26 protein-coding genes are annotated in these 26,726 nt (G+C 45.7%); 8 read left to right on the top strand and 18 right to left on the bottom strand.

What is annotated here, in order from left to right; translation table 11 throughout:
• Positions 1–40: 40 nt before the first annotated feature.
• Genes RA156_RS07875 through RA156_RS07865 form a run of 3 tightly spaced genes read right to left on the bottom strand, consistent with a single transcriptional unit; the run spans position 41 to position 1,516 of the window.
• On the bottom strand, positions 41–421 hold the full coding sequence (locus RA156_RS07875) for a group III truncated hemoglobin (RefSeq protein WP_306644026.1): 381 nt from the start codon (positions 419–421) through the stop codon (positions 41–43).
• Positions 421–1,221, bottom strand: a complete 801-nt coding sequence (locus RA156_RS07870) for a M48 family metallopeptidase (RefSeq protein ID WP_306644025.1) — start codon at positions 1,219–1,221, stop codon at positions 421–423. Before RA156_RS07870 ends, RA156_RS07875 begins: the two co-directional genes overlap by 1 nt.
• A 1-nt stretch (position 1,222) precedes the next feature.
• Positions 1,223–1,516: an ATP-dependent Clp protease adaptor ClpS gene (locus RA156_RS07865; protein ID WP_306644024.1), complete on the bottom strand. Its 294-nt coding sequence runs from the start codon at positions 1,514–1,516 to the stop codon at positions 1,223–1,225.
• Between the two features lie 110 nt (positions 1,517–1,626).
• Here RA156_RS07865 and RA156_RS07860 point away from each other — a divergent pair, with 110 nt between their 5' ends.
• Complete coding sequence (locus tag RA156_RS07860; protein ID WP_306644023.1) at positions 1,627–2,415, top strand: LytR/AlgR family response regulator transcription factor; 789 nt, start codon at positions 1,627–1,629, stop codon at positions 2,413–2,415.
• A gap of 114 nt (positions 2,416–2,529) precedes the next feature.
• Positions 2,530–4,683 carry a prolyl oligopeptidase family serine peptidase gene (locus RA156_RS07855; RefSeq protein WP_306644022.1) on the top strand — a complete coding sequence of 718 codons (2,154 nt, stop codon included), beginning with the start codon at positions 2,530–2,532 and terminating at the stop codon, positions 4,681–4,683.
• 209 nt (positions 4,684–4,892) lie between these two features.
• Here the strand turns inward: RA156_RS07855 and RA156_RS07850 are convergent, their stop codons facing one another.
• The 8 genes from RA156_RS07850 to RA156_RS07815 all read right to left on the bottom strand — a co-directional run bounded on the left by RA156_RS07850 (position 4,893) and on the right by RA156_RS07815 (position 13,666).
• Positions 4,893–7,091, bottom strand: a complete 2,199-nt coding sequence (locus RA156_RS07850) for a DUF1573 domain-containing protein (protein WP_306644021.1) — start codon at positions 7,089–7,091, stop codon at positions 4,893–4,895.
• A gap of 151 nt (positions 7,092–7,242) precedes the next feature.
• A complete protein-coding gene (locus tag RA156_RS07845) occupies positions 7,243–7,635 on the bottom strand; it encodes a hypothetical protein (RefSeq protein ID WP_306644020.1) in 393 nt (130 codons plus the stop codon).
• A 67-nt stretch (positions 7,636–7,702) separates the two neighbouring features.
• Positions 7,703–8,251, bottom strand: a complete 549-nt coding sequence (locus tag RA156_RS07840; RefSeq protein WP_306644019.1) for a YceI family protein — start codon at positions 8,249–8,251, stop codon at positions 7,703–7,705.
• A 17-nt stretch (positions 8,252–8,268) separates the two neighbouring features.
• The gene (locus RA156_RS07835; RefSeq protein ID WP_306644018.1) at positions 8,269–9,126 is read right to left on the bottom strand and encodes a pirin family protein; all 858 of its coding nucleotides are present in this window, start codon (positions 9,124–9,126) and stop codon (positions 8,269–8,271) included.
• A gap of 147 nt (positions 9,127–9,273) precedes the next feature.
• Positions 9,274–9,660, bottom strand: a complete 387-nt coding sequence (locus tag RA156_RS07830) for an acyl-CoA thioesterase (protein ID WP_306644017.1) — start codon at positions 9,658–9,660, stop codon at positions 9,274–9,276.
• Positions 9,661–9,745: 85 nt separating this feature from the next.
• Entirely contained in the window at positions 9,746–10,558 is an 813-nt protein-coding gene (locus tag RA156_RS07825) for a phosphodiester glycosidase family protein (protein ID WP_306644016.1), read from the bottom strand.
• A gap of 22 nt (positions 10,559–10,580) precedes the next feature.
• Positions 10,581–13,328, bottom strand: a complete 2,748-nt coding sequence (locus RA156_RS07820) for a DEAD/DEAH box helicase family protein (protein ID WP_306644015.1) — start codon at positions 13,326–13,328, stop codon at positions 10,581–10,583.
• Between the two features lie 62 nt (positions 13,329–13,390).
• Positions 13,391–13,666 (bottom strand): hypothetical protein, encoded by a 276-nt coding sequence (locus RA156_RS07815; protein WP_306644014.1) that lies wholly within the window; start codon positions 13,664–13,666, stop codon positions 13,391–13,393.
• A gap of 224 nt (positions 13,667–13,890) precedes the next feature.
• On the opposite strand from RA156_RS07815, the gene RA156_RS07810 reads away from it, so the two are divergent.
• Together RA156_RS07810 and RA156_RS07805 are read left to right on the top strand one after the other, a co-directional pair.
• A complete protein-coding gene (locus RA156_RS07810) occupies positions 13,891–14,478 on the top strand; it encodes a Crp/Fnr family transcriptional regulator (RefSeq protein WP_306644013.1) in 588 nt (195 codons plus the stop codon).
• 1 nt (position 14,479) lies between these two features.
• Positions 14,480–15,436 carry an AlbA family DNA-binding domain-containing protein gene (locus tag RA156_RS07805; RefSeq protein WP_306644012.1) on the top strand — a complete coding sequence of 319 codons (957 nt, stop codon included), beginning with the start codon at positions 14,480–14,482 and terminating at the stop codon, positions 15,434–15,436.
• A gap of 127 nt (positions 15,437–15,563) precedes the next feature.
• On the opposite strand, the gene RA156_RS07800 is transcribed toward RA156_RS07805, so the two are convergent.
• From RA156_RS07800 to RA156_RS07780, 5 genes are read right to left on the bottom strand one after another with little or no spacing between them, the layout of a single operon-like run.
• The gene (locus tag RA156_RS07800; protein WP_306644011.1) at positions 15,564–16,547 is read right to left on the bottom strand and encodes a glycosyltransferase family 2 protein; all 984 of its coding nucleotides are present in this window, start codon (positions 16,545–16,547) and stop codon (positions 15,564–15,566) included.
• Between the two features lie 33 nt (positions 16,548–16,580).
• Positions 16,581–17,621: a c-type cytochrome gene (locus RA156_RS07795; protein ID WP_306644010.1), complete on the bottom strand. Its 1,041-nt coding sequence runs from the start codon at positions 17,619–17,621 to the stop codon at positions 16,581–16,583.
• Complete coding sequence (locus RA156_RS07790) at positions 17,618–18,463, bottom strand: DUF5777 family beta-barrel protein (RefSeq protein ID WP_306644009.1); 846 nt, start codon at positions 18,461–18,463, stop codon at positions 17,618–17,620. The genes RA156_RS07795 and RA156_RS07790 overlap by 4 nt, the downstream gene beginning before the upstream one ends.
• Positions 18,436–18,792, bottom strand: coding sequence for a hypothetical protein (locus tag RA156_RS07785; protein WP_306644008.1), 357 nt, complete (start codon positions 18,790–18,792; stop codon positions 18,436–18,438). The genes RA156_RS07790 and RA156_RS07785 overlap by 28 nt, the downstream gene beginning before the upstream one ends.
• Complete coding sequence (locus tag RA156_RS07780) at positions 18,785–19,480, bottom strand: c-type cytochrome domain-containing protein (RefSeq protein ID WP_306644007.1); 696 nt, start codon at positions 19,478–19,480, stop codon at positions 18,785–18,787. Before RA156_RS07780 ends, RA156_RS07785 begins: the two co-directional genes overlap by 8 nt.
• A gap of 439 nt (positions 19,481–19,919) precedes the next feature.
• Between RA156_RS07780 and RA156_RS07775 the strand changes: the two genes are divergently transcribed.
• Positions 19,920–21,599 carry a glutamine--tRNA ligase/YqeY domain fusion protein gene (locus RA156_RS07775; protein ID WP_306644006.1) on the top strand — a complete coding sequence of 560 codons (1,680 nt, stop codon included), beginning with the start codon at positions 19,920–19,922 and terminating at the stop codon, positions 21,597–21,599.
• Positions 21,600–21,602: 3 nt separating this feature from the next.
• Here the strand turns inward: RA156_RS07775 and RA156_RS07770 are convergent, their stop codons facing one another.
• Together RA156_RS07770 and RA156_RS07765 are read right to left on the bottom strand one after the other, a co-directional pair.
• Positions 21,603–22,094, bottom strand: a complete 492-nt coding sequence (locus tag RA156_RS07770) for an SRPBCC family protein (RefSeq protein ID WP_306644005.1) — start codon at positions 22,092–22,094, stop codon at positions 21,603–21,605.
• A gap of 41 nt (positions 22,095–22,135) precedes the next feature.
• Positions 22,136–22,609 carry a ribonuclease H-like YkuK family protein gene (locus RA156_RS07765; protein WP_306644004.1) on the bottom strand — a complete coding sequence of 158 codons (474 nt, stop codon included), beginning with the start codon at positions 22,607–22,609 and terminating at the stop codon, positions 22,136–22,138.
• A gap of 252 nt (positions 22,610–22,861) precedes the next feature.
• On the opposite strand from RA156_RS07765, the gene RA156_RS07760 reads away from it, so the two are divergent.
• The 3 genes from RA156_RS07760 (at position 22,862) to RA156_RS07750 (ending at position 26,659) form a co-directional block, all read left to right on the top strand.
• On the top strand, positions 22,862–24,409 hold the full coding sequence (locus tag RA156_RS07760; RefSeq protein ID WP_306644003.1) for a C1 family peptidase: 1,548 nt from the start codon (positions 22,862–22,864) through the stop codon (positions 24,407–24,409).
• 107 nt (positions 24,410–24,516) lie between these two features.
• A complete protein-coding gene (locus tag RA156_RS07755; protein WP_306644002.1) occupies positions 24,517–25,074 on the top strand; it encodes a hypothetical protein in 558 nt (185 codons plus the stop codon).
• A gap of 217 nt (positions 25,075–25,291) precedes the next feature.
• Positions 25,292–26,659 carry a TrpB-like pyridoxal phosphate-dependent enzyme gene (locus RA156_RS07750; RefSeq protein WP_306644001.1) on the top strand — a complete coding sequence of 456 codons (1,368 nt, stop codon included), beginning with the start codon at positions 25,292–25,294 and terminating at the stop codon, positions 26,657–26,659.
• Positions 26,660–26,726: the final 67 nt, after the last annotated feature.

Genomic DNA, 26,726 nt, shown 5'->3' with positions numbered 1-26,726 from the left:
AAAAAAATGTTAATCGATATCTAAGTCGATTGATAATTAATCAATTGGAAGGATTAGAGCGCAAGTATTCGAGCTTGTAGTTGAACATTTCGCCCATTTTCTCAGCGCGCCAAACAGCCTCCGTGGCTTTTTCACCTTCGAAGTTTTCCTTCACTGTTGCTCTAAATAGTTCTAGCCAACGCTTGAAGTGGGATTTGTCAATGGGAAGTTTCGCATGTGGAGGGAAGGGGCTGCCAGAATAGGTATGCTCAAACAAAAGAATCGTCTGCCAAAAACGATACATCTTTTCGAGATGAGGCTGCCAGTTACCCTGAACCACATTTTCGAAAATAGGGCCAAGTAGATCATCAGACCTCACTTTTCCATAGAAGGAATCTACCAGCAATTGTACCTTTTCGAAGGTATCGATGTCTCCTTGCATCAAGGGTTGTAGTATTGCATCGCTTCTGGCATAAATGCATTCAGATCAGCGATACGTGTTTCGTGACTCGGGTGCGTTGAAAGAAATTCAGGCGGTGCTTGTCCGCCGCTTTGCGCTGACATTCGCTCCCAGAAAGCAGGGGCTTCTTCAGGGTTATATCCTGCCATTGCCATGAAGACAAGACCGAGCATGTCGCTTTCAGATTCATGCTGACGTGAGAATTTCAATGAGCCGAGCGTCGTTCCAATTCCATATGACATGAGGAAGAGGTCTTGCGCCATTTGTGGCTTTTCGCTTGTTAGCACAGCAAGGGTGACACCTCCAGCTTGAATAACCAACTGTTTAGACATGCGCTCATTTCCGTGTCGAGCTATCGCGTGAGCGATTTCGTGACCCATGACAACTGCGATACCAGCTTCATCTTCGCATACCGGGAGAATACCAGTGTAGAACGCAATCTTACCACCAGGCATACACCAAGCATTTACCGTTGGGTCATCAATCGTCTGGAATTCCCATTGAAAGCCTTCGATGCGCTTCTGAAGGTGGTTATCGTTCATGTATTGCTCAACAGCAACTGAAATCTTCTGTCCAACTTCTGATACCATCTGGGCTTGGCGATCAGAAGGAGGGAGCACATTTGATTGTGATAGGAAATCATTGTATGCCTCCAATGACATGTCGATTAATTCGACTTCGTTTAGAAGATTCATCTGTCGCCTACCTGAAATAGGCACTTTAGCACAACTGATTAGGTAGGCTACTAGAGCAAGGAGGGAAAGTACGCGTAGTGTCTTCATGTTATTGAATTTCAGCGGTTAAACCGCGATCAAGTAGGGCGGTACACATCGGTTCTAAGTCTTCAAAGGTGCCTTTTTTCACAGAGCACTTTCCTTTGAAGTGGACGATGATGGTACATTGCTCCGCTTGAATTGGGTCATGGCCACAAACTTTGATCAAACTTTCGATCACAAAATCGAAGGTATTGACCTCGTCGTTGAAGAGCACAATTTGCTTTTCATCAACCTCTTCGGTTAAGACCAGTACATCCTCTTCTTCCTGCGGATTACTTGTAGATATCAAAATCCTTTCCATACTGACGCAAAAATAGCAATAAGGTCACCAGAAATGACCATAAATAGGTATAAGTCGCAGATGAACAACCTTGAGCTGTCATTGTTCTTATGTAAGCAGCGAGAAACCACATGGAACAAACACCAGACATAATCGTCATTTCTGACGAAGCAAGTATTCGGTCTGAACTCAATACGCTCCTTGGAGCACTGGGCTATGACGTCGTAGTATACGAGGCTTATCCGTCTGTTGATGAATTCCGAGATCAGGCTCAAATTCCTGATTTATTAATCCTTCAAGTGGGAGAAGATCAGATTGAGGCAGCGAAGGGAATTATTCAAGCGACGAACGCTTACAGAAAGACACCAATCGTATTCATTACGGATACGAAAGATGATGTAGTCTTTACCAAATTGAAAGAGTTCAAGCCTTTCGGATTCCTGCCGAATCCGTTAGACCTAGGTTCAATCCGCCGAGTTGTAGAGTTGGCTCTATTGTACGATACAGGTAACGGCTCTTCAGAAGCATACCTCAACGGAACCAATGGCACTAACGGAACCAATGGGCATCATTCAAATGGCAATGGGGTTCACCTCGAGTATCCGACATACTTCTTTACTAAGGTGGGGAACAAATTGCGCAAAATTCCAATTGACGACGTGCGCTACGTCGAAGTAGAAGGGAAATACAGCAGTATCCATCTTCCAGAGAAAAAGTACAATGTGAAGGCGTCGTTGAAGGAGCTTTTGGAAAAATTCCCTCCAGAACGATTTGTACGTGTGTCGCGAAACTTCATTGTCAACCTAGAATTCATCGATCATATTGATACTATTCAATACCAAGTGAAGGTGGTTGATCGTGATATTCCAGTATCTCGCACCTACAAGGATGAATTGATGGGAAGAATCTCCCTTCTTTAAGCACAACGCTCATTCCCGACAATTTTTGCGAAGACACGGTAGGCTTACCGCTGGTCACATTTTTATAGAACAGATGCATAGCTGATATATCTTGGTGGCTCAAAACCAATTGCTATGTACAAACAAGCCTCCATCCTCGCTGCAGGAGCAATGATCCTTGCTTCATGTGGTGGTGATCCGTCTGGCGATAACGCCGAAATGGAATCAACAGTCATGCTAGAATACCCTGAAACGCGCAAAGAAGCTGTGGTAGATACGCTATGGGATACTCCTGTAGAAGATCCTTACCGCTGGTTAGAAGATGATAATTCAGAAGAAACAGCCGCTTGGGTGAAAGCCCAAAACGCGGTGACTCGCAGTTTCCTAGATAGTATCTCGTACCGCGATGCGATTCGTGATCGTTACGAGCAACTCTTCAACTACGAAAAGGTAAGCTCACCAAATAAGGTTGGGGAGTATTACTTCATTTACAAGAACGATGGTCTTCAGAATCAATCAGTGATCTACGTGCGTAAAGGACGTGATGGAGAAGACAGAGTATTTATCGATCCAAACGCATTGAGCGAAGACGGAACGGTAACGGCATCGTTGATGGGAGCATCAAATGACGATAAATATGTAGCTGTCAACCGCAGCGAAGCCGGATCAGATTGGAGTCAAATCCGCGTAATGAACGTGGAGACTGGTGAAGAGACTGGTGATATCCTTCGCTGGGTGAAGTTCTCAGGAGCTGCGTGGTACGAAGATGGATTCTTCTACAGCCGCTACCCAGAGCCGCAAGAAGGAGATGAGTACAGTGCTGCGAATACCTTCCACCGTGTCTACTACCACAAATTGGGAACAGATCAGTCGGAAGATGAGTTGATCTACTCGAATGATGATGCACCGAACATGTATCACTGGTGTGGAACAACAGAGGACGATAAGTACCTCATTCTATATGCGTCTACAGGAACTGATGGTTACGAGTGCTACTTTATGGACCTCGCTGATCGTTCAAAAGGATTCCAGCCACTATTCACAGGCTTCGAGAATAAAAGCAGTGTGATTGACCACATTGACGGACGATTCCTTGTTCAAACTGATATCGATGCGCCGAAGTATCGTGTAGTTTCTATCGATCCTAACAACCCGGCTAAAGAGAACTGGAAGACAGTGATTGCTGAATCAGACAATTTGCTTGAAGGTGCAAGTACCGGTGGAGGTAAACTCTTCGCTACTTACCTTGAAAACGCCAACACTCGTGTGTACATGGGGAACCTAGACGGGACTGAAATGACACAAGTTCAGCTTCCAGACAACACTGGTTCAGCAGGTGGATTCGGTGCGAAGAAAGATGACACAACCTTGTTCTACTCATTTACGTCGTTCACTTACCCAACATCAATCTACGAATTCAACATCGAAACAGGAGAATCAGAACTGTACTACTCTCCAAAGCTTCAGTTCAATCCAGACGACTTTGAGTCGAAGCAAGTGTTCTACAAAAGCAAAGACGGTACAGAAGTATCATTGTTCATCGTTCACAAGAAAGGACTACAACTTGACGGTACCAACCCAACCTTGCTTTATGGATATGGAGGTTTCAACGTTTCATTGACACCTAGCTTCAGCACATCAAACATCATTCTTCTGGAGAATGGTGGGGTATATGCTATGGCCAACCTCCGTGGAGGCGGTGAGTTTGGAGAAGAGTGGCACCGCGACGGAATGTTGTTGAACAAGCAAAATGTGTTTGACGACTTCATCTCTGCAGGTGAATACCTGATTGCAGAAGGCTACACCAGCCAAGACAAACTAGCGATCGCTGGTGGATCAAATGGCGGTCTTCTCGTTGGAGCATGTATGGCGCAACGTCCAGACCTTTTCCAAGTTGCCTTCCCTGCAGTAGGTGTGATGGACATGCTTCGCTACCACAAGTTCACTGTAGGATGGGGATGGATTCCAGAATATGGTTGTGCAGACAGCTCAAAAGTTGATTTCGACAACCTATACGGATACTCACCACTTCACAACCTGAAAGACGGTACAGCGTACCCAGCAACCATGGTAACAACAGCTGACCACGATGACCGTGTAGTTCCAGCACACAGCTTCAAGTTCGCAGCTCGCCTCCAAGAAGCTCACCAAGGATCGGCACCAGTACTAATTCGCATCGAAGAACGCGCAGGTCACGGCGCTGGTAAGCCAACCTCAAAGATTCTTGACGAACAAGCTGATAAGTGGGCTTTCATGTTTGAGAACATGGGAGTGACGCCGAAGTATTGAAAAAAGAAATATAGGGACACGCATGCGTGCCCTTAACAGAAAGCCTCCGTTTTGGGGGCTTTCTTTTTTTAAGGCTTATGGCCTAAGGCCTAAGGCGTATGTCTTTAAGAATGGCTATTCTAGCTCGAGGTACTTTAGTTGTCGCTGAATTTCAAGTTGAAATTCAGAATTCAGACGGGCTTAAGCCTTAAGCCATAAGCCATAAGCCCTTACTGTATTTCTGCCGTAATCTGAATCTCCCTCGGCTCCAATGCTTCATTCGTAAAGAGAAGAATAGAGCGTACTACCTGTCCTTTTTGTTGGTCAGAAGTGAATACCACCAAGATGTCTGTGGATTCTTCTGGGGCGAGGACTGTTTTTTCGAGGGTTGGAACGGTGCATCCGCAGCTGCTGGCTATGGAGTCTATGCGGAGGGTGTCAGTGCCGTTATTGGTTAAGCGGAAAAGCGTTTCCACGCTAGTGTTAGAAGTAACAAGCCCAAAATTGTGAACGAGCTTATCAAAGCCAGAAGCAGCGAAAAGGCTATCTGGCATTCCGCGCTGAACTGACTGAATTTCAATCTTTCGTTCTAGACGAGCGCCGCGAGAGTAGATTGACTCTTGTTCATCGGAAAGGTCATCACTTACTTGTTGGTCAGCTTCGTATTCACCGAATGGAACTTCGGTGAAGGTGAGGGTGGCGTGGTTATCGGCTTCACCATTGATGTAGGGCATGAAAGCACCATCCTTGGCATCGTTCAGGTAGTTTACTAAGCTGGCAATTCTTCTTCTTGTTAGGTTGACGTTATAGTCACTCTCGGCACGGGGAGAAGCAAATCCTTTAATGGTCAACTGAATACTGAACCCTTTTTCTAGTTCTTGGAGAAGCAGATCAGAGAAGATGCTGAGGTCATTGAAACCTTTTTCAAGGAAGAGTGAATAGAAGTCTTCGACATCGTATTCTGCTTCCTCTTTTTTGTCACCTGACAACCCTTTCGCGTTCTCTTTGAGGTATTTGTTTTTGAGTTGCTGGTAGGAGTCAAAACAATCACTGTAGCTCAGCGTAGTGGTGGTATCCCGTGTATTAGGGTTTGGTTCGTCATTGTGGAAGTAGAGGGTCACTGGCAAATATTCATTCAACTGACGCAGCGAAACGAATACCTCTGGAGTGTCTACAGGAAGCGAATCACGGAATTGAACCAAGTAGAGGTCGTTGCAGCAGTAAGTTGAGTTACCAAGACTTCCCGGACGATTTGAAGCCATCAAGCCGCCGTTCAATTCATCAAAGTATCGGTAGTAGAGATCGTTTTGACTTGAATTCACCGGGTAACCAAGATTCTCAGGTTCCTGGAAACTGCGGGGATATCCTTTCGAGCGAAACACGTCGTACCCACCAAAGCCAACATGCCAGTTGCTACTGAAGAACAGCTGCTCATTGATGAAATAAGGCGAGAGCTCATTATCAGGAGTATTCACGTTGTCTCCAGCATTTGCCGGCGCTTGCCAACTTCCGTCGTCATTTCTGAACGTCCACCAAATATCCAACTGTCCGCGTGTGCCAGGGCGGTCAGAGCAGTAGAATAGAACTTCTTGTCCTTTGTACAGACCAACCCAAGGCATGGTGCTGTTGTATTCGATGCTATTGATGGTAGGAATAGAACGCCCTGGTTGAATGCGACCTTCTACAACTTCTGCTTCCATGATGCGGCATGAGCTATCCGGACATTCAACATAATAAGCTCGGGATCGGTCAGGGGAGAAGACAAGGTTCCCAGAATCAAAGTCTTTCTCAAACTTGGCCGCGTATCCTTGATCAATGTTGTAGAGTGAGTCTTCCATTGAGGCTCTCCAGAACGAGATGTGGTTCGCTTCTTCTCTAAACGAGGAATAGAAAAGGGTACTATCGAAAAGAAACGGGGCGAATTCAGACTCTGTAGTATTGACATTGCCGGGAAGTCTTTCAACGGTAACCGGCCCATCCAAACGACGAGCGTTCAAGGCGTAAGTACAGCTCTCAATTTCCTGTAACGATTTACGGTAGAGGTAACTGTCTTTTTTCCGCTTGTACTTCTTGCTAAACTTTTTGTAGTTACGAAGTGCCTCTATGTACTTGCCATTGGCCTTTTGCATCTCCGCTAAGCGGAATTGTCCAAGTTCAAAAAGTTTCCCTTTATCCTTATTAAAGGCCTTCGCATAGAGGTATTCAGCCTTCTTAGAGTTTCGAGAAGCCCGCAATGCCTCAGCATATTTGATGGTCATATCAAAGTCAGCGCTGTCAATGGCGTAAGCTTCTGCATAATACTCCGCAGCAGCAAGCACATCATTCCGCGCCCATGCATCATCCCCGAGGGCAGTCCATTGTTTAAGACTTTGCGCAGAAGCAAAAAAGGGCAGTAGACAGAGACAAGTGACAATCAGTCGAAAGCTCATGGAAATTGGTTTCGGACTAAAGTTAACTTTTTTCTCAGGCCTATAGCCTGATGGCATATGGCTTAAGGCCTAAGGCCTAAGGCTTTTGCCTAATCTCTTATGAATGGACATAACAATCCACTTACGCCTTAAGCCATAGGCCTTAGGCCTCTTAGTAAGAGTTCGGTATATCATCATGCAAGAAAGTAAACGATAACACTTCGAAGCTCCTTACTTCGAGTAAGTGTTCGAGTTCTTTGTGATTATCGCCTTTGAGAGCGATCAAGCCTACTTTGCCTTCATATTCGGCGATGCGGTACATCTTTTTGCCTCGGAAACGTTTGCCTGTATCGACTTCTACAATGTCGTTGATGAAGACGTATCGGTTGTTTTTATCGCGCAGGCCGATGGCTCGGTCAAATTCCGAGTGAGGAAGGCGTTCACCGTTCCACCAGAAAAGATCTTTGCTGTAGAAGGGGGCTTGATTCTCTTGGCGCTCATAGCCTACGATCTTCTTTCCCACCCGCAGTCTCTTCAAACCGATGATCTCATGGCGCTGATGCATACCCCTATAACAAACAAAACCCCGGGGTTTGTTCCCGGGGTTTTGCAAATTATTTGTGAAAAGGATCTTACTCCTCAGCTGCCGCCTGCAGCTGAACTGAGCCGATGATCTTCACATCTTCTCCAACCAATAGTCCGCCTGCTTCAGTAGTGGCGTTCCATGTCAATCCGAAGTCTTTACGGTTGATTGCTGTTGAGAATTCGAATCCAGCCTTCATATTACCCCAAGGATCTTTTGCTACACCATTGAAGTCAACATCGAATGTTACTGGTTTTGTGGTGCCCTTAATTGTCAAGTCTCCAGTGAGTTTGTAATCACCGTTGTCATGCGCTAGCACACCGTTAGCGAAAGTCATCTTTGGGTGATTTTCTACGTCGAAGAAATCTCCAGAACGAAGGTGGTTATCGCGATCGTCATTGTTTGTGTATATGCTGTTTAGATCTACATCGATATTGACCTTCGCGTTATTGAAATCTTCGCTTTCGCTGTTAACGGTTCCGTTGAATGTCTTGAACTGACCAGTTACTGTTGTAATCACGAGGTGCTTCACTTTGAATTGAAGTTCAGAGTGCGCTGTGTCTGTGATCCACTTTGTTGCTGTCGCAGTATTTTCCATGATTATCGTTTTTATGTTTAAGCGGGAATGTTCCCAAATTTTCCTGTTTGATATTCGAAGATGGCTTCATTAATTTCCTCATGTGTGTTCATCACGAAAGGACCGTGAGCTACCACCGGTTCGTTGATTGGTGCACCGTGACAGAAGAGGAAGAGCGAATCTTCTTTGGCTTGAATGGAAATAGCTTCTCCTTCATTCGCAAATTCGATGATCTCGCGCATGTTGACTTCAAATCCGTTGATTTTAGAGGCTCCACGAACTTGGTATAACATGACATTCCTGTCAGGAGACACTTCAGTTTCAAAAGTCTCTCCGGCGTTTACTTCTAGGCTCGACATGAACAGATCTGTTTTTGATTCATGTGGGCCTTTTTCGCCTTCGGCGGAACCGCTGATGATATTCCATTCGTAAGCTCCGTTTGGACCAGCGATGTGGACGAGATCTTGCTCTTCGTATCCTTGATAGTCAGGAGAGGAGAGTTTGAGGCTCTTCGGAAGATTCATCCATACTTGGATGATTTCGAGGTCACCTCCGTGCTCTTTGAATTGATCGTCAGACTCTTCGCTGTGGACGATTCCTTTTCCCGCAGTCATCCATTGAACACCTCCTTTGTGTGTGACATGTACGCCACCAGTAGAATCTTTATGGGCTACGCTTCCTTCAAAAACGAAGGTCAAAGTCTCAAATCCCTTATGCGGGTGAGGACCAAACGGAAGACCTGAATTGCGAGGGGGGAAGGTCTGCAATCCATGATGGTTGATCAATAGAAATGGATCAAGCTCAGGTAAACTTCGTGTTGGAAGCGCTCTGTAGGTACTCAGTGCTCCAACCGGCTCATTTGCTGTCTTGTGTATTCCTAAAACTTTCTTTTGCATAGCTGATATTCTGTGCGTTGAAACGATGATTGCTTCAACATAACAACAAAGCTATGGACGAGATAGATGTAGGTACATTGAACTAGGTTAAGAATAAGAATAAGAGTGTGAATGAGAATGAGAGGGAGAATTAAAGAGGGAGACTTCTTAAGCTTCGATTTTTACGGGCCTTTTGCTCTCGTCGATGGCTACGAAGGTGAATTCTCCGGTGATGGCTTTGTCGCGTTGGTCAGAGTACATCTGTTCGATGTAGATATTTACGCGAATCTTCAGGCTCGTTCTACCGAGGTAGATGACTTTTCCTTGCAATTCGGCGATGGTGCCTGCTGGGATGGGCTTTTTGAAGTCGATACGATCGCTTGATACCGTGACCATTCGTTGACGACTGAAGCGGGTAGCCGTAATGAAGGCGACTTCGTCCATGAGCTGCATAGCGGTTCCCCCGAAGAGGGTGTCGTAGTGGTTGGTAGTATTGGGAAATACTGCCTTAAAAATGCTCGTTTGTGAGGCTTCTATGCGTTCTTCGAGGGTCATGCGATATGATTGAGGGATAAAGGTAGTTCGAAATTTGTCTGAAAGGCTAAATGGCTAAATGGCGAAGTGGCGAAATGTTCTTTTCTTATTTCGCTGTACCTATCATGACGCCGAAGTTTCCTTGAAGATCTTGGTGGCCTTTTTCTGGGAGATAGAGTCTAGAGACGAATCCGTCGAGGTAAAGTGCGAATTGACATCCCTGTTCCTGGAAGAAAGCCGCGAAATCGTAAAAGTTGATTTTCTCTGTCGACATCGCAAAGATGACTTTTCCGTCAGGCAAAATGCCGACGCCATTTCGAATATTCAAGTTGGTCGACCCTTCATTGAATAGATCATTGATTTCTCCACGAATCAGCAGGAGGGGGCCTGATTGAGTGGCATAATACACTCCTTCGAACTCGAAGAATTGACTGGCCATAATTCTTGCTTCCCCATCTGAAGTCAAGCAGAACACGCCATTTGGCTGCATGTAGAAGTTGCCATGTGCGTCTTTCCTCCAATTCATTTTTCGTCTCAGAAGGCCCTTCTCAATGTAGAGTCCCAATGGCTCACGATCTTCCATATACATGCCACCATTCATAGCGAAAGTGAGAGTTTTGCCTTCAGCTTCTACATGCGCTTTAAGCTTCCCTAGGCTTCTTAACGGATTCCCTGAAGAGTCTTTGTGAGCCATAAATAATTCACCACTAGCGGGATCAACGATGTGACTGACTATCGGAGCTTCGTTCATTACCGAGGACGAATCGACGGCAGGAATCACGAGGACCGAATCGCTAGTAACTGGCTGGATAGGGATAACAACTACTGAATCAAGGGCTTCATTCACCACTTCTTCAGAACGAGTGGTGCCAGCGCAGGCAAGTAGTCCGAAGATCCAGATGAATAGGTACTTTTTCATAATGCTTAGCTAGTGACCAACGTTAACTCCATCTACTCATACGTTCTGCAGGTGGAACGAATTGTGCCGACAGTGATTTCATTCGTGATTTTAGCAGGCGTTTTCTACCAGCAATGGTTCTGGTATACACGAGCTCACAATCGCCTACGATCGTCTTCCAGTTCGATTCGAAACCAACGGCAGTTTTCTTTTTAGCCCCTAATACCTCTGGGACGGAATGAAAATCTTGTTGGCTCTTCACCCCAAAGAGTTTGCTCTTTCTGACAATGATGTACCTGGGATTATCTATGACCCCAACAATTTCCATCAAACTATTGACGAACAATGATTTCTCATAGGTAGTGCCACCATTGATATGGCAGTGAATGGCACCACTGTGATCCACGTGCGATACGACCGTGATGTCCCAACGTCGAGATTGAAAAGCCTTTGACTCACACAGACTATCAACCAAGGCTTCCGCAATGTTATGTAGATCCTTGGTTATGTCTCTGTACCTCAGATACATTCGGGCTGATCTAAAGAGCATACCTACAAATAAGCTGATACATATACCCGCGAAAACAAGCATGTAGGCGATCCAGGTTTTGGGGTGTATCGATGTTCCGAGAGAGTGCATCACGGTGTGAAAAAATAGTTCAGCGCTGAACGTCATCATAATCATTAATAATCCGATAACTGAGGCAATGGTGTTTCGGTAGTACATTGTTCTCAGTTCTGCGTAGCTCTTATCCTTGTCACTCGCGAAAGGAAGTTGCACTTCTTCAATGAGCACAGTTCCATGATTCAAGGCGGTAACCCAGTTGAGTTTCAACGTATTTCTTGCACTTGCTTCAAGGAGCATTTGCTGATTGAATCGAGCTAAACGCTCTTCATCCAGTTCTTTCTTTGGAATATTGAGTCGCTTGGTGCCATTTTCAATGCGTGGTTCATTCCCGTGAGCGACGCCAACAAAGCCGCCCAATCTTCTTTCGAGCAATTCTAAATCTTGCCCACCATCCTCTCTCGTCGGATCTACACAGACCAAATGCCAGATGTTACCTGTCTTTTCGGTATTTGATCGATCTTTTCGAATGGCCCGTCCACGCATTTGGTTGGATAGGACATAGGAACCAACGAAACTCGCTAAAATCAACGTGTTTACCGAGGGAGCATCCCAGCCTTCACCGAGCAATGACTTTGACCCCACCAATACTTGAAAGCATCCTTCTTCGAATACTTGCGTTGTCAGTTGAACAAGGTGATGTTTCAGCCTTTCCGATGTGATGATCCGCACATATTCTTCGTCATAGGGAAGAGGTATGGAGGTGATGTCTTCAATTCCCTTTTGCTGAGCTAATTCTAAGAATCTCGCTAGCGCGGAAACGGGAATGATGACAACAGACCCAGATAGAACGCCCAACTCAAGTGATTCAAGACGTTCTCTTCTCAAGCGTTCAAAGATCGAGACAACACCAATCTTGTCGATTTTCAATTCGTTGGTAGTGGAATTGACCAAGAATTCAGCCCGAATGTAATCGGTCAATATGACTTCCCTTAAGTCTTCTTTCAAGCTCTTGTGTTCGAACTGAGTAATCTCAACAATACTGTCCAGCTTACTTAAACTAGTACTCAGAGAACGATTGATGTGCTTGTTTTCCTTGAGTCGGATAGACGTTCCTTGCAAGACACCCCGAGACCTCAGTTTGTTCCGAAGCTTTTCCCTGAACTTCTCATGCTTGTAGAACATGGGTTCTTTTGAGTACAGGAAGAAGGCCAACAGGGTCTCCAACCATTCTAAATCGAGCTCGGGAAAAGTAGCGGGGCCTTCACTCACTACGTTGTAATGATCGAGACTGATTTCTTCTCCAATACCATTTAAGAAGATGATACATGAAGAGTACTCGTCCATATTCCCATAAATCCAATCAAGATTATCCAGTGGTCGGTCAATGATTGGAAGAGACTTCAAGACATTGATGAAGTCAATGTCAGACTTCAATTCCCTGACGGCTCCGTCTATCTTTTCTCTGATGGCTTCAATTCGCTCGATCTCTGCTTGATTCGGAAAGCTGAAATGAACATAGTCTTGATGTGGGCATAAATCTCCCTCCGCCACGAGTTCGGGAACTGGTATCTCCGTATCAACGGGGCCATTTAGCTCCAAGTAACGTTTCCATTCTTGATACGAAACATCAAATGGCGGAGTGGCAGTCAGTCCAACGATGGTAGGTTTGAGGGCATCTTTCACCGCTGTCAATGACTTCCACCATGCATTCTTCAAATGGTGAGCTTCATCTACCACAATAGTGCCCAAAGAAACAGAGGCCAACGCTGAAATGAAGCCCCCCGATGCTAACACGCCTTCTTCCTCTAATTCTAATTCTTCCTCTAATACTCCTTGTAATTCTTCCTCTAATCCTTCCTCTATTCCTTCGCTCTCTTTCATCCCGGTATACGCCGCATGCAGCGATTGGTAGGTTGCCACCGTAAGGAATTTCGGATTCTTAATATCTCTCGAAATCCAATCTGGCTCGGTATCAATTTGAAGGAATAACTCACAAAAACGACTGATCCATTGGTTCTTAATCGCAAGGGTAGGAGCGAGAATAAGCGTCGGCTTATTCAATCGAAGAGCTACTTCAAGTCCGAGCACCGTTTTACCTGACCCCGGGGGGGCCACCACATGAAGGTGATTGTCATCCAGATGATGCCTCAGTTCAGAAAGAACCCGAGCCTGATAAGTGCGCCAAGAGTATTTAAACTCAATTCCCTCCGGAAATTGTTCCATGTCCAATCAAAGTCTTTCGCAAGTATAACTAACGCCTATAGCCTAAGGCCTAAAGCCTGAATTCATTCCACCCTAAACACCTTCCAAGGCTCACCCTTGGCCTCTCTCCACGCACCCACACCAAGAGGCATCTCGTAAAGATCATTCAAGGAAGCATCCAGTTCAATCGCTTGTTCCAGCGAAATCAGCATAGACTCGCTCGGTGAGTGGCTATTCGCGCCACACATAAATTGCCAATCGCCATCATGGTCATGCGCCACATAACGAATCTGTTCACCACCGTGAACAACATGCTTACAAGTAAAAACGTGTTTGGTAGGGGAATCTTTGAATTTCAATGAAGAAGGGTTTCAACGGGTTCGAAGTGCGTAGTGCGTAGTGGGTAGTTCGTAGTTCGTGGTTTGTAGTTCGTGGTTTGTAGTTCGTGGTTTGAATTTAGTGAAAAATGTTTGCTGTAGGCAGTAGGCCGTACGCAGTAAGCAACGCATTGCCTAAAGCCTAAAGCCTTCCGTCCACCGTCCACTGTCTACCGTCAACCATAAAACTGTGTTATCTTAGACCCATGGACATCCAAGCGATCCACGCTAACCTTTCTCGTTATGTTGATCTCTCCGTTGAAGAGGTAGAGATCATGCTCGGGCAAATGGAAGAAATTAAAGTTTCTAAGCGCGATTTCATTGTACAGCCGGGACAACTTTCTGATACGTTTTATTGGGTGATGGAGGGCTGCACGATGGCCTATGTGGTTGATGAGAACGGCGACGATCATGTCATGCAGTTTGCACAAGAGTGGTGGTGGACAGCTGAGCTTGAAGCATTCATCAAAGGCAATACATCTACCTATCACATCCGTTGTATGGAAGACGCTACCTTGTTAGCGTTGAGGAAATGGAAGATGGAGGAGTTGCTACGAGAACACCCGAAGTTTGAGAAGTATTACCGGATCATTTTCCAGAATGCGCTGATTACGCACCAACGTCGAATCATTCATCGCATCTCGCTGACAGCTGAAGATCGCTATGAACGTTTCATTAAGAATTACCCAAACCTTGAGTTAAAGGTTCCGCAGAAATATATTGCTTCCTATCTGGGGATGACTCCCGAATTCCTCAGTAAATTGAAAAGAAAACGCTGGGAAAAGCTTCGATAAGATGAAAGAGGAAATTAGAATCGAGTATCCGCTGAAAGTACGTAAGTACACCAAGGCTCACCTCGATTACCTCATTCGTTCCCAAGCAGAAGAATCCGTTCACATTGAATTCAAAGCCGGTTCCGCGCTAGCGTCAACAGACAACAAGAAAAAAGAGATAGGCAAAGACGTCTCATCCATGGCCAACTCGGATGGTGGAATCATCATCTATGGCCTTGCAGAACGCCACCACAAAGCTGCTGGCTATGCCTTCGTTGATGGTAACAGATACCCTAAAGAATGGCTCGAGCAAGTCATCAATTCCAAGATCAAACGTCGTATTCCTGACCTTCAAATTGATGTCATTCGCGTGCAGAACAAGATCTCGCAGAGTGTATACGTGGTGAAGATCCCACGCAGTAACGAAGCGCCACACATGGCCAGTGACGGACGTTACTATAAACGCTTCAACTTTGAATCTGTGCAAATGGAAGAGTACGAAGTGCGTGACTTGTTCAGCAGATCTGCAGAAACACATTTGAAACTTCGTCCAGTTGAATTCAAAGGCGAAGTCATAGAAAACGGACCTGATGGAATTGGCACGTTCCGACTTCACTTAGTCTTAGACGTGCACAACGTGTCGCGTCAAATCGAAACCGTCTACAAGACCATTCTGAAGCTTCCAGCCAATGTCTACGACAACTCGAAGAAGAAACAGGATCTCGAACGTTTTTTCCGCAAATACCAGAAAGACGTAGCCTTGCTCAACATCCCCGCAAGCACGCCATTGTTTCCGTTAGAGGTCAACACCCTCATGAACTTCTACTTAGACATCCGCAAAGAACACCTGGAAGGACTCGCCAAAAACCCGCTGAAGATTCGTTTCTACTACAGCAACGGGATCTATGAGCTGGAGTATTACTTGGATACGAAGTTGAAGTTGCAAGGAAGGCAACTACGCGAAACGGATTTTGCTTAGTTATTGGTCTTTGGTCATTGGTCTTTGGTCTTTAGTCATTGGTTATTGGTCTTTAGAGCTTCTTCAAATCCGAAACCAATAACTAACAACCAAAAACTAACAACCAAAAACTTAAGACCAAGAACTCTTAGCCAAAAAACCACCAATCAACACCTCGCTTCAACCCTAACTCAACAAGCATTGATTCAATTCCTGCCTTCGCGTCTGGAGCTGCAACGACGATCATCACTTGTGGATTGTCCAATTCCGCGATAGCGTTGGTTGATTGCATAATCACACCGTAAACATTGTGGCCAATCTTATTTTCATTGTCGCAAACCCAATGAAAATCTACTTCGCGAGCTTGGAGAAGTTTGGCCATGTCTTTGCCGTTTCTTCCGGCGCCCCATAAGACTAGTGGACGATCTGGGTTGTGGTGTAGCTTTAAGAAGTTGGTGACCTTCAAATCGAAGTAGCGGTTGTCTTTGTACTCCTCCCAAGTGCGCGAAATACGGTTGCTTCGATCACGCCAATGGTGAAGAATCTTGTCGATACCGATGATCTTCAGATTGGCTTCAACGATACGGAAAGTGAGGTCGTAATCTTCAGGGTAAATCTCAGGTTCAAAGGCACCAATGGCGTCAAGATCTTCTTTGTGCATGAGCCAACAATGGGAAGGAATTACACACTCTTTGTAGAGTTCCTCAAGATGAAGTGAGTTTTTGGCCACGTGATTTAGCCAAGCATCATAACGCTTAAATCCATCACCGACTTCGCCGTCGTCTCTGAAATGCTCTGTACCGCCAACGATTACATGTCCCTTGCCATACTTGTGCCATTCGTTGACCATGGTCTCCAGCTTATCTGCCGGCATGTGGTCGTCACTATCCATCCGGTTCATCAGTGGACCTTGGCAATGAGGGTACCCATATTTCAATGTCGGGATGAGCTTCGGTCGATCAGAATGGAACACGCGAATCCGTGCATCTTTCTTCGCGTACTCTGCTAGAATTTCAGGCGTTTCATCCGTCGAATGGTCATTGATGGCGATCAGCTCCCAATGTGGATAGGTTTGTGCAATGATGGAATCAAGGCATTCAGGCAGGTAAGGAGCAGTATCCTTAATTGCCATGATAATCGAGACCTGCAGGGGAGTGGTGTCCATTTAATTCGCTGCGCGGAATTCGATGTAAGCGCGAAGGTCTTCCAATTGCTGGTCACTCATTCGATCGGCTGTGTAGAGTGGCATGTACTGGCGGTGACCGGGCTCTGCGTAAGTTCCATGACGAACAATGTCATACAAAGCGAAAGGCGTATCTTTGTCAATGTTGCGCTTCATCATTCGGAAGGTCTTCTTCGACTCGTCGAGCGTGAACAAAGAAGGCCCACCATAACGGTGACAGGTCTTACAACTACGATCGTAAATGATACGTCCTACTTCAGGGTCACCTTTCTGCGTGTTGGGATATCCCGCTTTTCGATCAGTAGGGACTTCCACAAAATCAGCTGGGGAAGCTGTCATGTAATGACCTTCCAAAAGCTCAATGGCTTCTTTATGTTGATCTGCATTATTTGTGTTGACAGCCTCATCAATCACCATCATCTCTTCAATACTCAGGTTCAGATCTTTTAAACGTAGCTGAAGAGTCCAATAATAATGATTGATCGCTTCAGCTTCCCATTCTTCGAGTTCACGTCCACTTGAACACTCTTGTGCACAGAGCTGAGTAGACTCATACAAAGAGTTCTTTGCTGGTGCCACGAGGTCGCCATATTTCTGGACATAGTCTTCATTGTACCAGGTTTTTCTATTCACCATTCCCCAGAAGGTAGTGGCTTGTAGATAGGGGAGATCCTTCTCTACTGCGTATTTCAAACGCGCGTCGACATCTGGGTTTGCTGGATCAGGATCTTCTTGTACCTGGTTGTGGCAGTCAGTACAAACGAAGATGTTTGAGATGTAATTGGAGTATCCCAGTTTTGAGGTTTGAGCTCTTCCTTCGAATACCATCTCTTTCCCCATGCGTGCTTTCTCCGGATCAATCTCCTTGATGTAGTGCTTCGGAGCTGATTCGCCTAACATGAGCAGCACCTCCTGTAGTGGAGTCTCAGGAGAAATGACACGATCAACGGCTTCCTCAGAAGTAGGGGTACGGAAGGCGAAGAGCGTGAGAGCCACAAAGGAAAGGGTGATCAAGTATTTCATTTGCGTCCGCGTATTCTGAAGTCACGAGTGATATTGAAGCCAATTCCGAATCCGCCATCAAGCCATGAGCCCCTCGTTTCGGTAATGAAAATCTTCTCTGTCATTCCCATCGAATTACTCAAGCTAAGCTGGAATTGATGGCCTTTCGTTTCAATGTCTACACCAATGGAAAGCGGCATCTCAAATTCTTGCGCTAGTTGATCTTCTGGAATGAAATATCCTTCGAACTGAAGAGCTAGGTGCTTGGTGAGTTGGTATCGTGCGGAAGCTCCGATAGAGAAGACGTCATGTGCTACATCTCTATTTGGAACCAAGTTTCGGTGTACCAAGGTCGGCATGATTTGCAGAGCAAAATCGTCGTTGAATCGTTTCGCAACCATCAATTGCCACGTGTAGAAGAAGCGCGAAGTCGTGAAGTTCTCACGATCTGGATTCTCCCAGCGTAGGGTGTTGATGGCCATGTTGCTTAAGGCAGTCACAGAAACGGGTGTGCCGTTCTCCTTTTGAATCAGAAGGCGGTACTTCACGAAACCGTCGTAGTGTTTTCCGAGCGATGATCTACCAGCACCAATGGTGAGTCGATCAGTGATACCGTAGTCTAGTCCGATGCGAATCGTTGATTGATCGAGACCAAAGAGTTCATATGTACCACCATTCAGCGGACCAAAGCGGTGGCTAATGATGAATTTCATGCCGCCTTTAAAGTTGGTCTCAACAGAATGTCCGTTGATCACACGAGTGTCTTTAAAGGTTTGCACCCAGTCCTCCATTTGTGCGCTGGCAGACAGCGAAAAGAGGATAGCAATAAGGGTGACTATTCCGGTGTTCCTTCTGCGAGCCATGCTTCTAGTAGTTGAATGTCACAAGGTGGTAGCGGCCCTGAAGGCGGCATTTCTTTGTTGGTGATTACTTGCATTTGAAAGATGCCATCATCAATGGCCTGCACTACAGCGTCGTAGCTTTCGAAGACACGTGGTGCGCCTTGATCAGTGCTCGAATGGCATCCAGGAACGGCACAGTTTTGTGCAATGAGTGGTGCAATTTGATCGTTGTAAGTTGGACTTTCTCTGACTTCGCAGGGCTGAGGGTATAGTTCAGACTCTACGTCGTAATAACAGGAAGAGGCCACAATGCAAAAGACGAATCCGAGGATTCCAATACGTTTAATCATTAGGAGCTCCATTATCTATCCACAATTCTATCATTCTTATCTGACAATCTGAAAGTTCGTTACCATTAAATGGCATAAGGGTGAATCCGTTCATTCCTAAAAGGGAACTTTGCAATGATCCACTCAACGCAATTTCAGAAATCTGATCGTAGCTGGTAAGTGACAAGCCTGCTGTAGGGTCAACACTGTCATGACATCCGGAACAATTGCTTAAGATTAGCGGTTCAATTCGCGTTGAGTAACTGACATCTAGGGTGTCACAGAAAGCATCAGGACAACTATTATTCACTGCGCCTTGAAGAATCCATGCCTCTATGATATCGATTTGTTCTTGAGATAGGGAGTTATTTGGCGGCGGCGGCATAATTTTATCTGGATCATCTTCATTGATGACTTCAACAATATCCCCGTCGTCTAGATCTCCAGGAGTAATCTCACCTGAGGCCATGATGTTTTCATAAGAATCAAAAACGAAACCTTCTTGAGCATTCAATTGATCATGACAGCCAGGGACCGCGCAGCTTGAAGCGAAGATGGGGAGCACTTGTTCATTGAAATAAATTGAATCATCGCTGCATTGGAATTCAGATACAGTTGGAGGATCAATGACCAATAATGGTTCTGGAATTTCATGTTTACACGCAATCATGAGTGAAAACACAAAACAGAGTGTGACGAATTTATTCATATCGAAAGGTGTGAACCAAACATAGACGTACTTGGGACTAAGGATGTAACGAAAGGTTCACATTTATCAATGGGATACATTTATGAGCTTTCACGAGTGATATCACCGTTGCATTTGAAAGTACTCACTGGGAATGAAGTGAAAACAACACTCAATTATTATCCATCTTCTAGCTTTGATAAAGGTACCTGTTTGTTTGTAGATCAAATCTGCGGAGTAGGAGGAGTTTGGAATCCGGAGACGGGCTCTTGCGATAGTATCGCTTGATGCACGGGAGACATCGACGGCGACGGTAAAGTAGACGCCTCTGACCTTCTTCTATTCGTAGCCAAATACGGTCAAACCTGCGATTAAAGTTTCGCTTTCAAAAGGAATAAGTTAGTTATAGATTCTAGATTAAGGTTTATCGTTTATCGTCGATGATATGTAACTTTGCTTCATGAGCGAAACGGCAGAGAAATCTCTCAATTTCATCGAGCAGATCATTGAGGAGGATGTAAAAAATGGTAAGCACGGAGCACGCATTCATACGCGTTTCCCGCCTGAACCAAATGGATTCCTTCACATTGGTCATGCCAAGGCAATCTATGTGAACTTCACCCTTGCTAAGAAGTACGGTGGAGTTACCAACTTGCGTTTTGATGATACCAATCCGGTCAAAGAAGACACGAAGTATGTCGACGCCATCAAGCGTGACATCGAGTGGATGGGCTTTGAATGGACTGGTGAACCACTATACACCTCTGACTACTTCGAGCAGTTGTATGGTTTTGCGGTAGATCTCATCAAAAAGGGATATGCCTATGTTGACGATCAATCGCCAGAAGAGATCGCCGCTCAGAAAGGAACGCCAACGGAACCGGGATCTCATTCTCCCTACCGCGATCGTTCTGTAGAAGAGAACCTTGAATTATTCGAGGGCATGCGTAATGGCGACTTTGAAGAAGGAGCTCGCGTATTGCGTGCTAAGATTGATATGTCGCATTCCAACATGCACATGCGTGATCCGCTCATGTATCGAATCAAGAAGGTAACGCACCACCGTACTGGAGATGATTGGTGTATTTACCCGATGTATGACTTTGCTCACGGGCAGTCTGACTCTATCGAGGAAATTACACACTCGTTATGCAGTCTTGAGTTCGAGAATCACCGTCCGCTGTACAACTGGTTCATCGAGAAACTTGAAATTTTCCCAACACGTCAGATCGAGTTCGCCAGATTGAACTTGAACTATACAGTCATGTCGAAACGAAAGCTTCTGCGTTTGGTAGAAGATGGTGTGGTTGATGGATGGGATGATCCACGTCTTCCAACGATTTCGGCGTTACGCCGAAGAGGATACACGCCAGAGTCAATTCGCGATTTTGCAGAGCGCGTTGGTTTGGCGAAGCGAAACAACATCATTGACATTGGCTTGTTGGAGTTCAGTATTCGTGACCACCTCAACAAGATTGCTCCTCGCGTCATGGCTGTGTTGCGTCCACTCAAAGTGGTAGTGACGAACTACCCTGAAGGCAAGACAGAGTTCCTCACCACAGAGAATAATCCTGAAGATGAAAGCGCGGGGACAAGAGAGCTTCCTTTTGGCCGTGAGTTGTTCATCGAACAGGCAGACTTTATGGAAGATGCTCCAAAGAAGTTCTTCCGTCTGGCACCAGGAAAGGTTGTTCGACTCAAGTCAGCTTACATCATTGAATACGTTGATCACAAGAAAGATGCTGACGGCAACGTCACTGAAGTTCATGTGAAGTACTTCGAAGACTCTCGCAGTGGTCAAGACACAAGCGGGATCAAAGCAAAAGGTACGCTCCACTGGGTAAGTGCAGAGCACGCCAAGGATGCTGAGGTTCGACTGTACGATCGCTTATTCAAAGACGAAGCGCCAGATTCCCACAAAGACCGTGACTTCATGGAGTTCGTCAATGAAGACTCTTTGGAAATCATTACCAATGCGAAAGTTGAACCTAGTCTTGTGGAGGCTAAGTCAGGTGATCGATTCCAGTTCCAACGTCTAGGATACTTCTGTGTAGACTCAAAGTATAGCACAGAGGGTAAGCCAGTGTTCAATCGAACAGTGACACTAAAAGATACTTGGGCCAAGCAAAAAGGGAAGTAGGAATTACGCGCTTCTTCTCAATGTAGGTGTGAAAGGTTCTTTTGCACCCGGGAATACCTCTGCCAATTTCTTTCCACGGTAGTCGAAGATACCTTTAACCTTTTTGTGGATCATGGGTCCACCGAAAAGCTCTCCTAGTGCTCCTCCAGGCAGAGCGTAGTGAAGGATGTCTTCCATGAGAACTCCACCATCTTGTTCCTTGAATCGATGCAGGTGATGCCAGAATTTGTATGGACCAAATCGCTGCTCATCGATGAAGTAGTGTTTGTCAACACACTGAGTAATCTCGGTCACCCATGACATTGGAATATTCAATACTGGGGCAATCTTGTAAGTGATTACTTGTCCTGCATAAGTGCGCTCGCCAGAACCCGAAAGGATATTGAAGCTCATATCATCAGGCGTGATGAGGTCAAGATTCTCTGGCATACTAAAGAATGTCCATGCTTCTTCTAAAGAAATAGGAAGCCACTGTGCGGTTGTCAAACGATGCATTTTCATACTCAGATAACCGCTTTGCGCAAAGAGTGTTCAACTCAATGGCACAATACATCTGCCGCCCAAGCAGCCATAAGGAGTCCAGGTTTCGCCTGGCTATGAAAGCCCATCGAGGAAATATACCCCGCGCTCGCGCTCAACAGCTTATTTGAAGGATAGGAGGGATCGGTATTGAAATCGAGGTCAATCTGCTTGATTTGGACACCCAGCTCATTGCGAATGGCATCCGCAATCTCTACTGATCGCTCTGTCTCTCCCCATAACTTCGACCAGAGGTCAGGGATCCTAGGCACACGTTCCTTGCGATAGATCACATGCGCTCCATTACCTGGAAAACGGAATACAATCGTAGTCACATACACCGTATTCTGACGATGATTCTGACTGTCACAACCAACATGAACCTCACAATGAGGGTACAAGTCAGTAAACTCTCGGACATATGAAACGAAGTCTACACGTCGTCTCCCGCCCATAATCTGAAATACTCTTGAGGGATCGTCCACATTCATAACGCTTATTAAGTTATTGAAAGAGAGGGTTCACCGATGTTAAGGAGGTGTGAAAGTTCTTATGGGTTATCCACAATCTTGAGATCCTGAACTTAAGTGTCGCACATTGTGACCTAGAGTGCTATACTTGCGTCATAAGGATTGCGGATTGCGGATTGCGGATTGCGGATTGCGGATCGCGGATCGCGGATCGCGGATCGCGGATTGCGGAGAGTACTAACGCCTATAGCCTAACGCCTAAAGCCTAAAAAAATGCCAGTTAGAATGGAAAAGGACGACAACCGTCGTTCAAAAGACAATTATCCTGGAAGAAGAAGACGTCCCAGTACAGGAGGTGGTGGGGGGAATAACCCCTTGGTTTATCTGATTCCACTTTTGTTGAAGAAACCGAAGTTGCTGTTGGTAGTGGCTGTGATCGGTGGTTTGTGGTATTTCTTCGGAGGAGGATGCAGCGGACTTGAAGGTGGAGGAGAAACCACACAGAATATCGTAGAGAACCTGTTCTCAACCGGACTAGAGTACTCGGCAGAGAAGCATGAGAATACGGCAATCTATGAACCGTTGGCTGATAATATCAAGAACCCGCTTCCAGAGTCTTTTAGTCTAGAAGCATATGCACCAAAACGTTTAAGCCAAGGGAAACAAGGGTCGTGCGTGGCATGGGCAGCGAGTTATGCAGGTCGTACCATTCTTGAATCTAGAAGAACTGGGAAGAACCCGAATCAACTGGCATTTTCACCTAGTTATCTGTACAACCAGATTGCCTTGACCAATTGTCAAGGTTCTTACCTCCCAGATGCCATGGAGAATTTGCAGGAGGGAGGAGTACTTCCTTTCCGTGAATTTGGCTATGATGAGCGTTCTTGCTCTGATAAACCTAACAGTTCCGAGCGTGAGCGAGCGCAAGATTATACAATCCATGGTTTTCAGCGACTTTCAAAAAGTGACAATGCGAGGGAGGTTGATTTACTGGCGGTGAAACAACACATTGCTCAAGGAGCACCCGTGGTGATAGGAATGATGGTCGGTGGAAGCTTCATGCAAGGCATGCACGGGAAGAATGTTTGGATCCCTTCAGCGACGGATTATGATCAGCGAGGTTTTGGAGGACATGCCATGTGTGTTATCGGGTATGACGATTATTTGGAAGGTGGAGCCTTCGAAATCATGAACAGCTGGGGTGAAGATTGGGGGAACGATGGCGTAGCCTACGTTCGCTACAAAGACTTCGATTACTTCGTTCGTGAGGCCTATGGAATGGATCCAATGGGCAATGCCGACGCTCCATTTGGATCACGTCTGACGGCTGAGATCGGATTGAAAATGAATGATGGGGGGTACATGCGATTCCATCAAGGAATGGAAGGGATGTTCTCGACGGCTGATCCAGTGGAAATTGGAGACAAGTTCAAAGTGGAGATTACCAACGATAAGCCATGTTACATTTATGTTTTTGGTGAAGAGACCGATGGAAGTAGTTATGTGTTGTTCCCATATACCGAGAAGCACTCACCATATTGTGGAATTACCGGCACTCGTCTTTTCCCTCGTGACTACTCTATGAAAACAGACGACGTTGGAAACCGAGATCATATCGCCATAGTCATAACTCAAGATCCCATTGATTACAACGATTTCAACCAGCGTCTTTCGTCTGGTCAAGGAACCTATGCGAACAAACTTCAAAGCCTACTTGGTGTGCAGAACGTGCGATTTGAAGGTGGGAATATGATCGATTTCAGTGCTGATTTAGCGAAGGAAGAAATGATCGGAGTCGTTATCAGTATTGACAAACAGTGAGATTTCAACGTGTAGGTGTCAGCTGATATTTATCAAGTGTACTAACAAATCCATTGATTTTGTGTTACTTAAGGCTGAGAGTTAATTAGGTAATCCAAATCCATGCAATGATCATGAAGCAATTTGGAAAGTACCGCATCATCCTTGTTGTCATCGTACTTATAGGTGGCTTTGCATTGTATGCAGCGGATCTTCAAAATCAAAAGTGCGAGCCTTTGGCAGGGGCATTTATGCACGGCCCATCACACATATTGGAGCTTTCATTCCCCGGGAGCGATGTGTTAATGTACAATGAGACAGAATATCAATGTGAGTGTTCGGAAGGCAAACTCATTGCCGTTTCAAATAACGAAAGAGCAGAGGTAGAGCTGATCAATGAATCGAGTATCCGGTTCAAAGGGCTCGTCATGACCACGAAAGGTGCCCGTTGCGCTGATTACGTAGGTAGCTATGTTTGTGATCGTGGAAACGAGTGTGAAGTGCTTTGGCAACAGGGAAGTTATTGGTTCTCCTACTTCGGAAACGTTTACAAATGTAACTGTGCGAACGCACAACTCGTGGCAGCAGTGACTGATTCATTAGACATGCCTTTGGAGAAGATGACGGATGAATCTATACTCTTCAACGACTTTCGATACCTGAAATATGAGCAGGTTGTACCCTAAAGTGAGATGAAGTAGGGAATTCTAAAACCAAGCTGTATCTTTGTCATAGCAATGCGCAACAACACAACATATACAAATCTTTCTTGGTGGTGCACCTCATGGCGTCAGTCGTGCTGGTGGTAATACCTATATGTTGAATAGATATTAATGAGCCCCGCACGAGCGGGGCTTTTTTGTTGCCCATTTTTTCCGAATTCCAATTATTTCAAACCAATACATGATGAAAAACAGACGTTTTGACCTGCTTCCGCAGGAGGTGCCTACGCACTTTTACAACATCGTGGCAGACATGCCGAACAAGCCGCTGCCCCCACTAAATCCGGGTACTATGGAGCCCATCGGTCCTGAGGCCTTAGCTCCATTGTTCCCCGAAGAACTGATCAAACAGGAGGTCAGTGCCGAACAGATGATCGAAATCCCTGATGAGGTGAGAGATACCTATTTGAAGTATCGTCCAACACCGCTATTCAGAGCATTCGAGTTAGAAAAGGCACTCGATACTCCGGCGAAGATCTACTACAAGTATGAGGGAGTATCTCCAAGTGGATCCCACAAACCCAACACTGCTATTGCGCAAGCCTATTACAATAAAATGGAGGGTGTAAAGAAGATTACCACTGAAACAGGTGCTGGTCAATGGGGTTCGGCTTTGAGCTTCGCTTGCGCCCAGTTCAATATTGACTGTGAGGTATTCATGGTGAGGATTAGCCATGATCAGAAGCCTTATCGCAAAATGTTGATGCAGACTTATGGAGCAGATGTACACGCATCACCAACAAACACAACAGAGGCTGGAAGAAAGATCCTCGCTGAAGATCCAGACTCACCTGGTAGCTTAGGGATCGCCATTTCAGAGGCGGTTGAAAAGGCAGCGAACGACCCAGATACGAAGTACGCTTTGGGAAGTGTGTTGAATCACGTATTGCTTCACCAAACGGTTATCGGACAAGAAGCTATCAAGCAAATGGAGAAGGCAGGAGAGATGCCAGATATTATCTGTGCTCCCTTCGGTGGCGGATCAAACTTCGCCGGTATCAGCTTTCCGTTCCTTCGCATGAATTTCACACAAGGACGCAAGATTCGATGCATTGCGAGTGAACCGTCTTCATGTCCGAAGTTGACCAAAGGAGAGTTCCGTTATGACTTCGGTGATACGGTGGGAATGACCCCGTTGATGCCAATGTATACACTAGGGCACCAATTCGTTCCAGCACCTATCCATGCCGGCGGTCTGCGTTACCACGGAGCAGGAGTTGTGGTGAGTCAGTTGCTAAAAGACAAGTTGATTGAGGCTGAAGCGATTGATCAGCTGGAGTGTTTTGAAGCAGGAGTGCTCTTTACTCAAAAGGAAGGGATTCTACCGGCACCAGAAACATGCCACGCGATTGCATCTGCTATTCGCGAAGCAAAGAAGTGCAAGGAATCAGGAGAAAGTAAAGTCATTCTCATCCACTTATGCGGTCACGGATACTTCGATCTCAAAGCATACGATGATTACCTCAAAGGATCTTTGGTTAAGCACGAGCTGTCAGATGCAGATGTTCAGAAGGCACTGCAGAAAATTCAGACTCCGTCGCTAGTATGAAGAGCTTTGGTTAGGCTCAATTAAAAAGGCGCCCGATGATTCGAGCGCCTTTTCTTTTTCCAACTAG

This window comes from Sanyastnella coralliicola, assembly GCF_030845195.1.
GTDB classification, from domain to species: domain Bacteria; phylum Bacteroidota; class Bacteroidia; order Flavobacteriales_D; family Sanyastnellaceae; genus Sanyastnella; species Sanyastnella coralliicola.
This window is presented reverse-complemented; position numbering and strand designations above follow the sequence as displayed.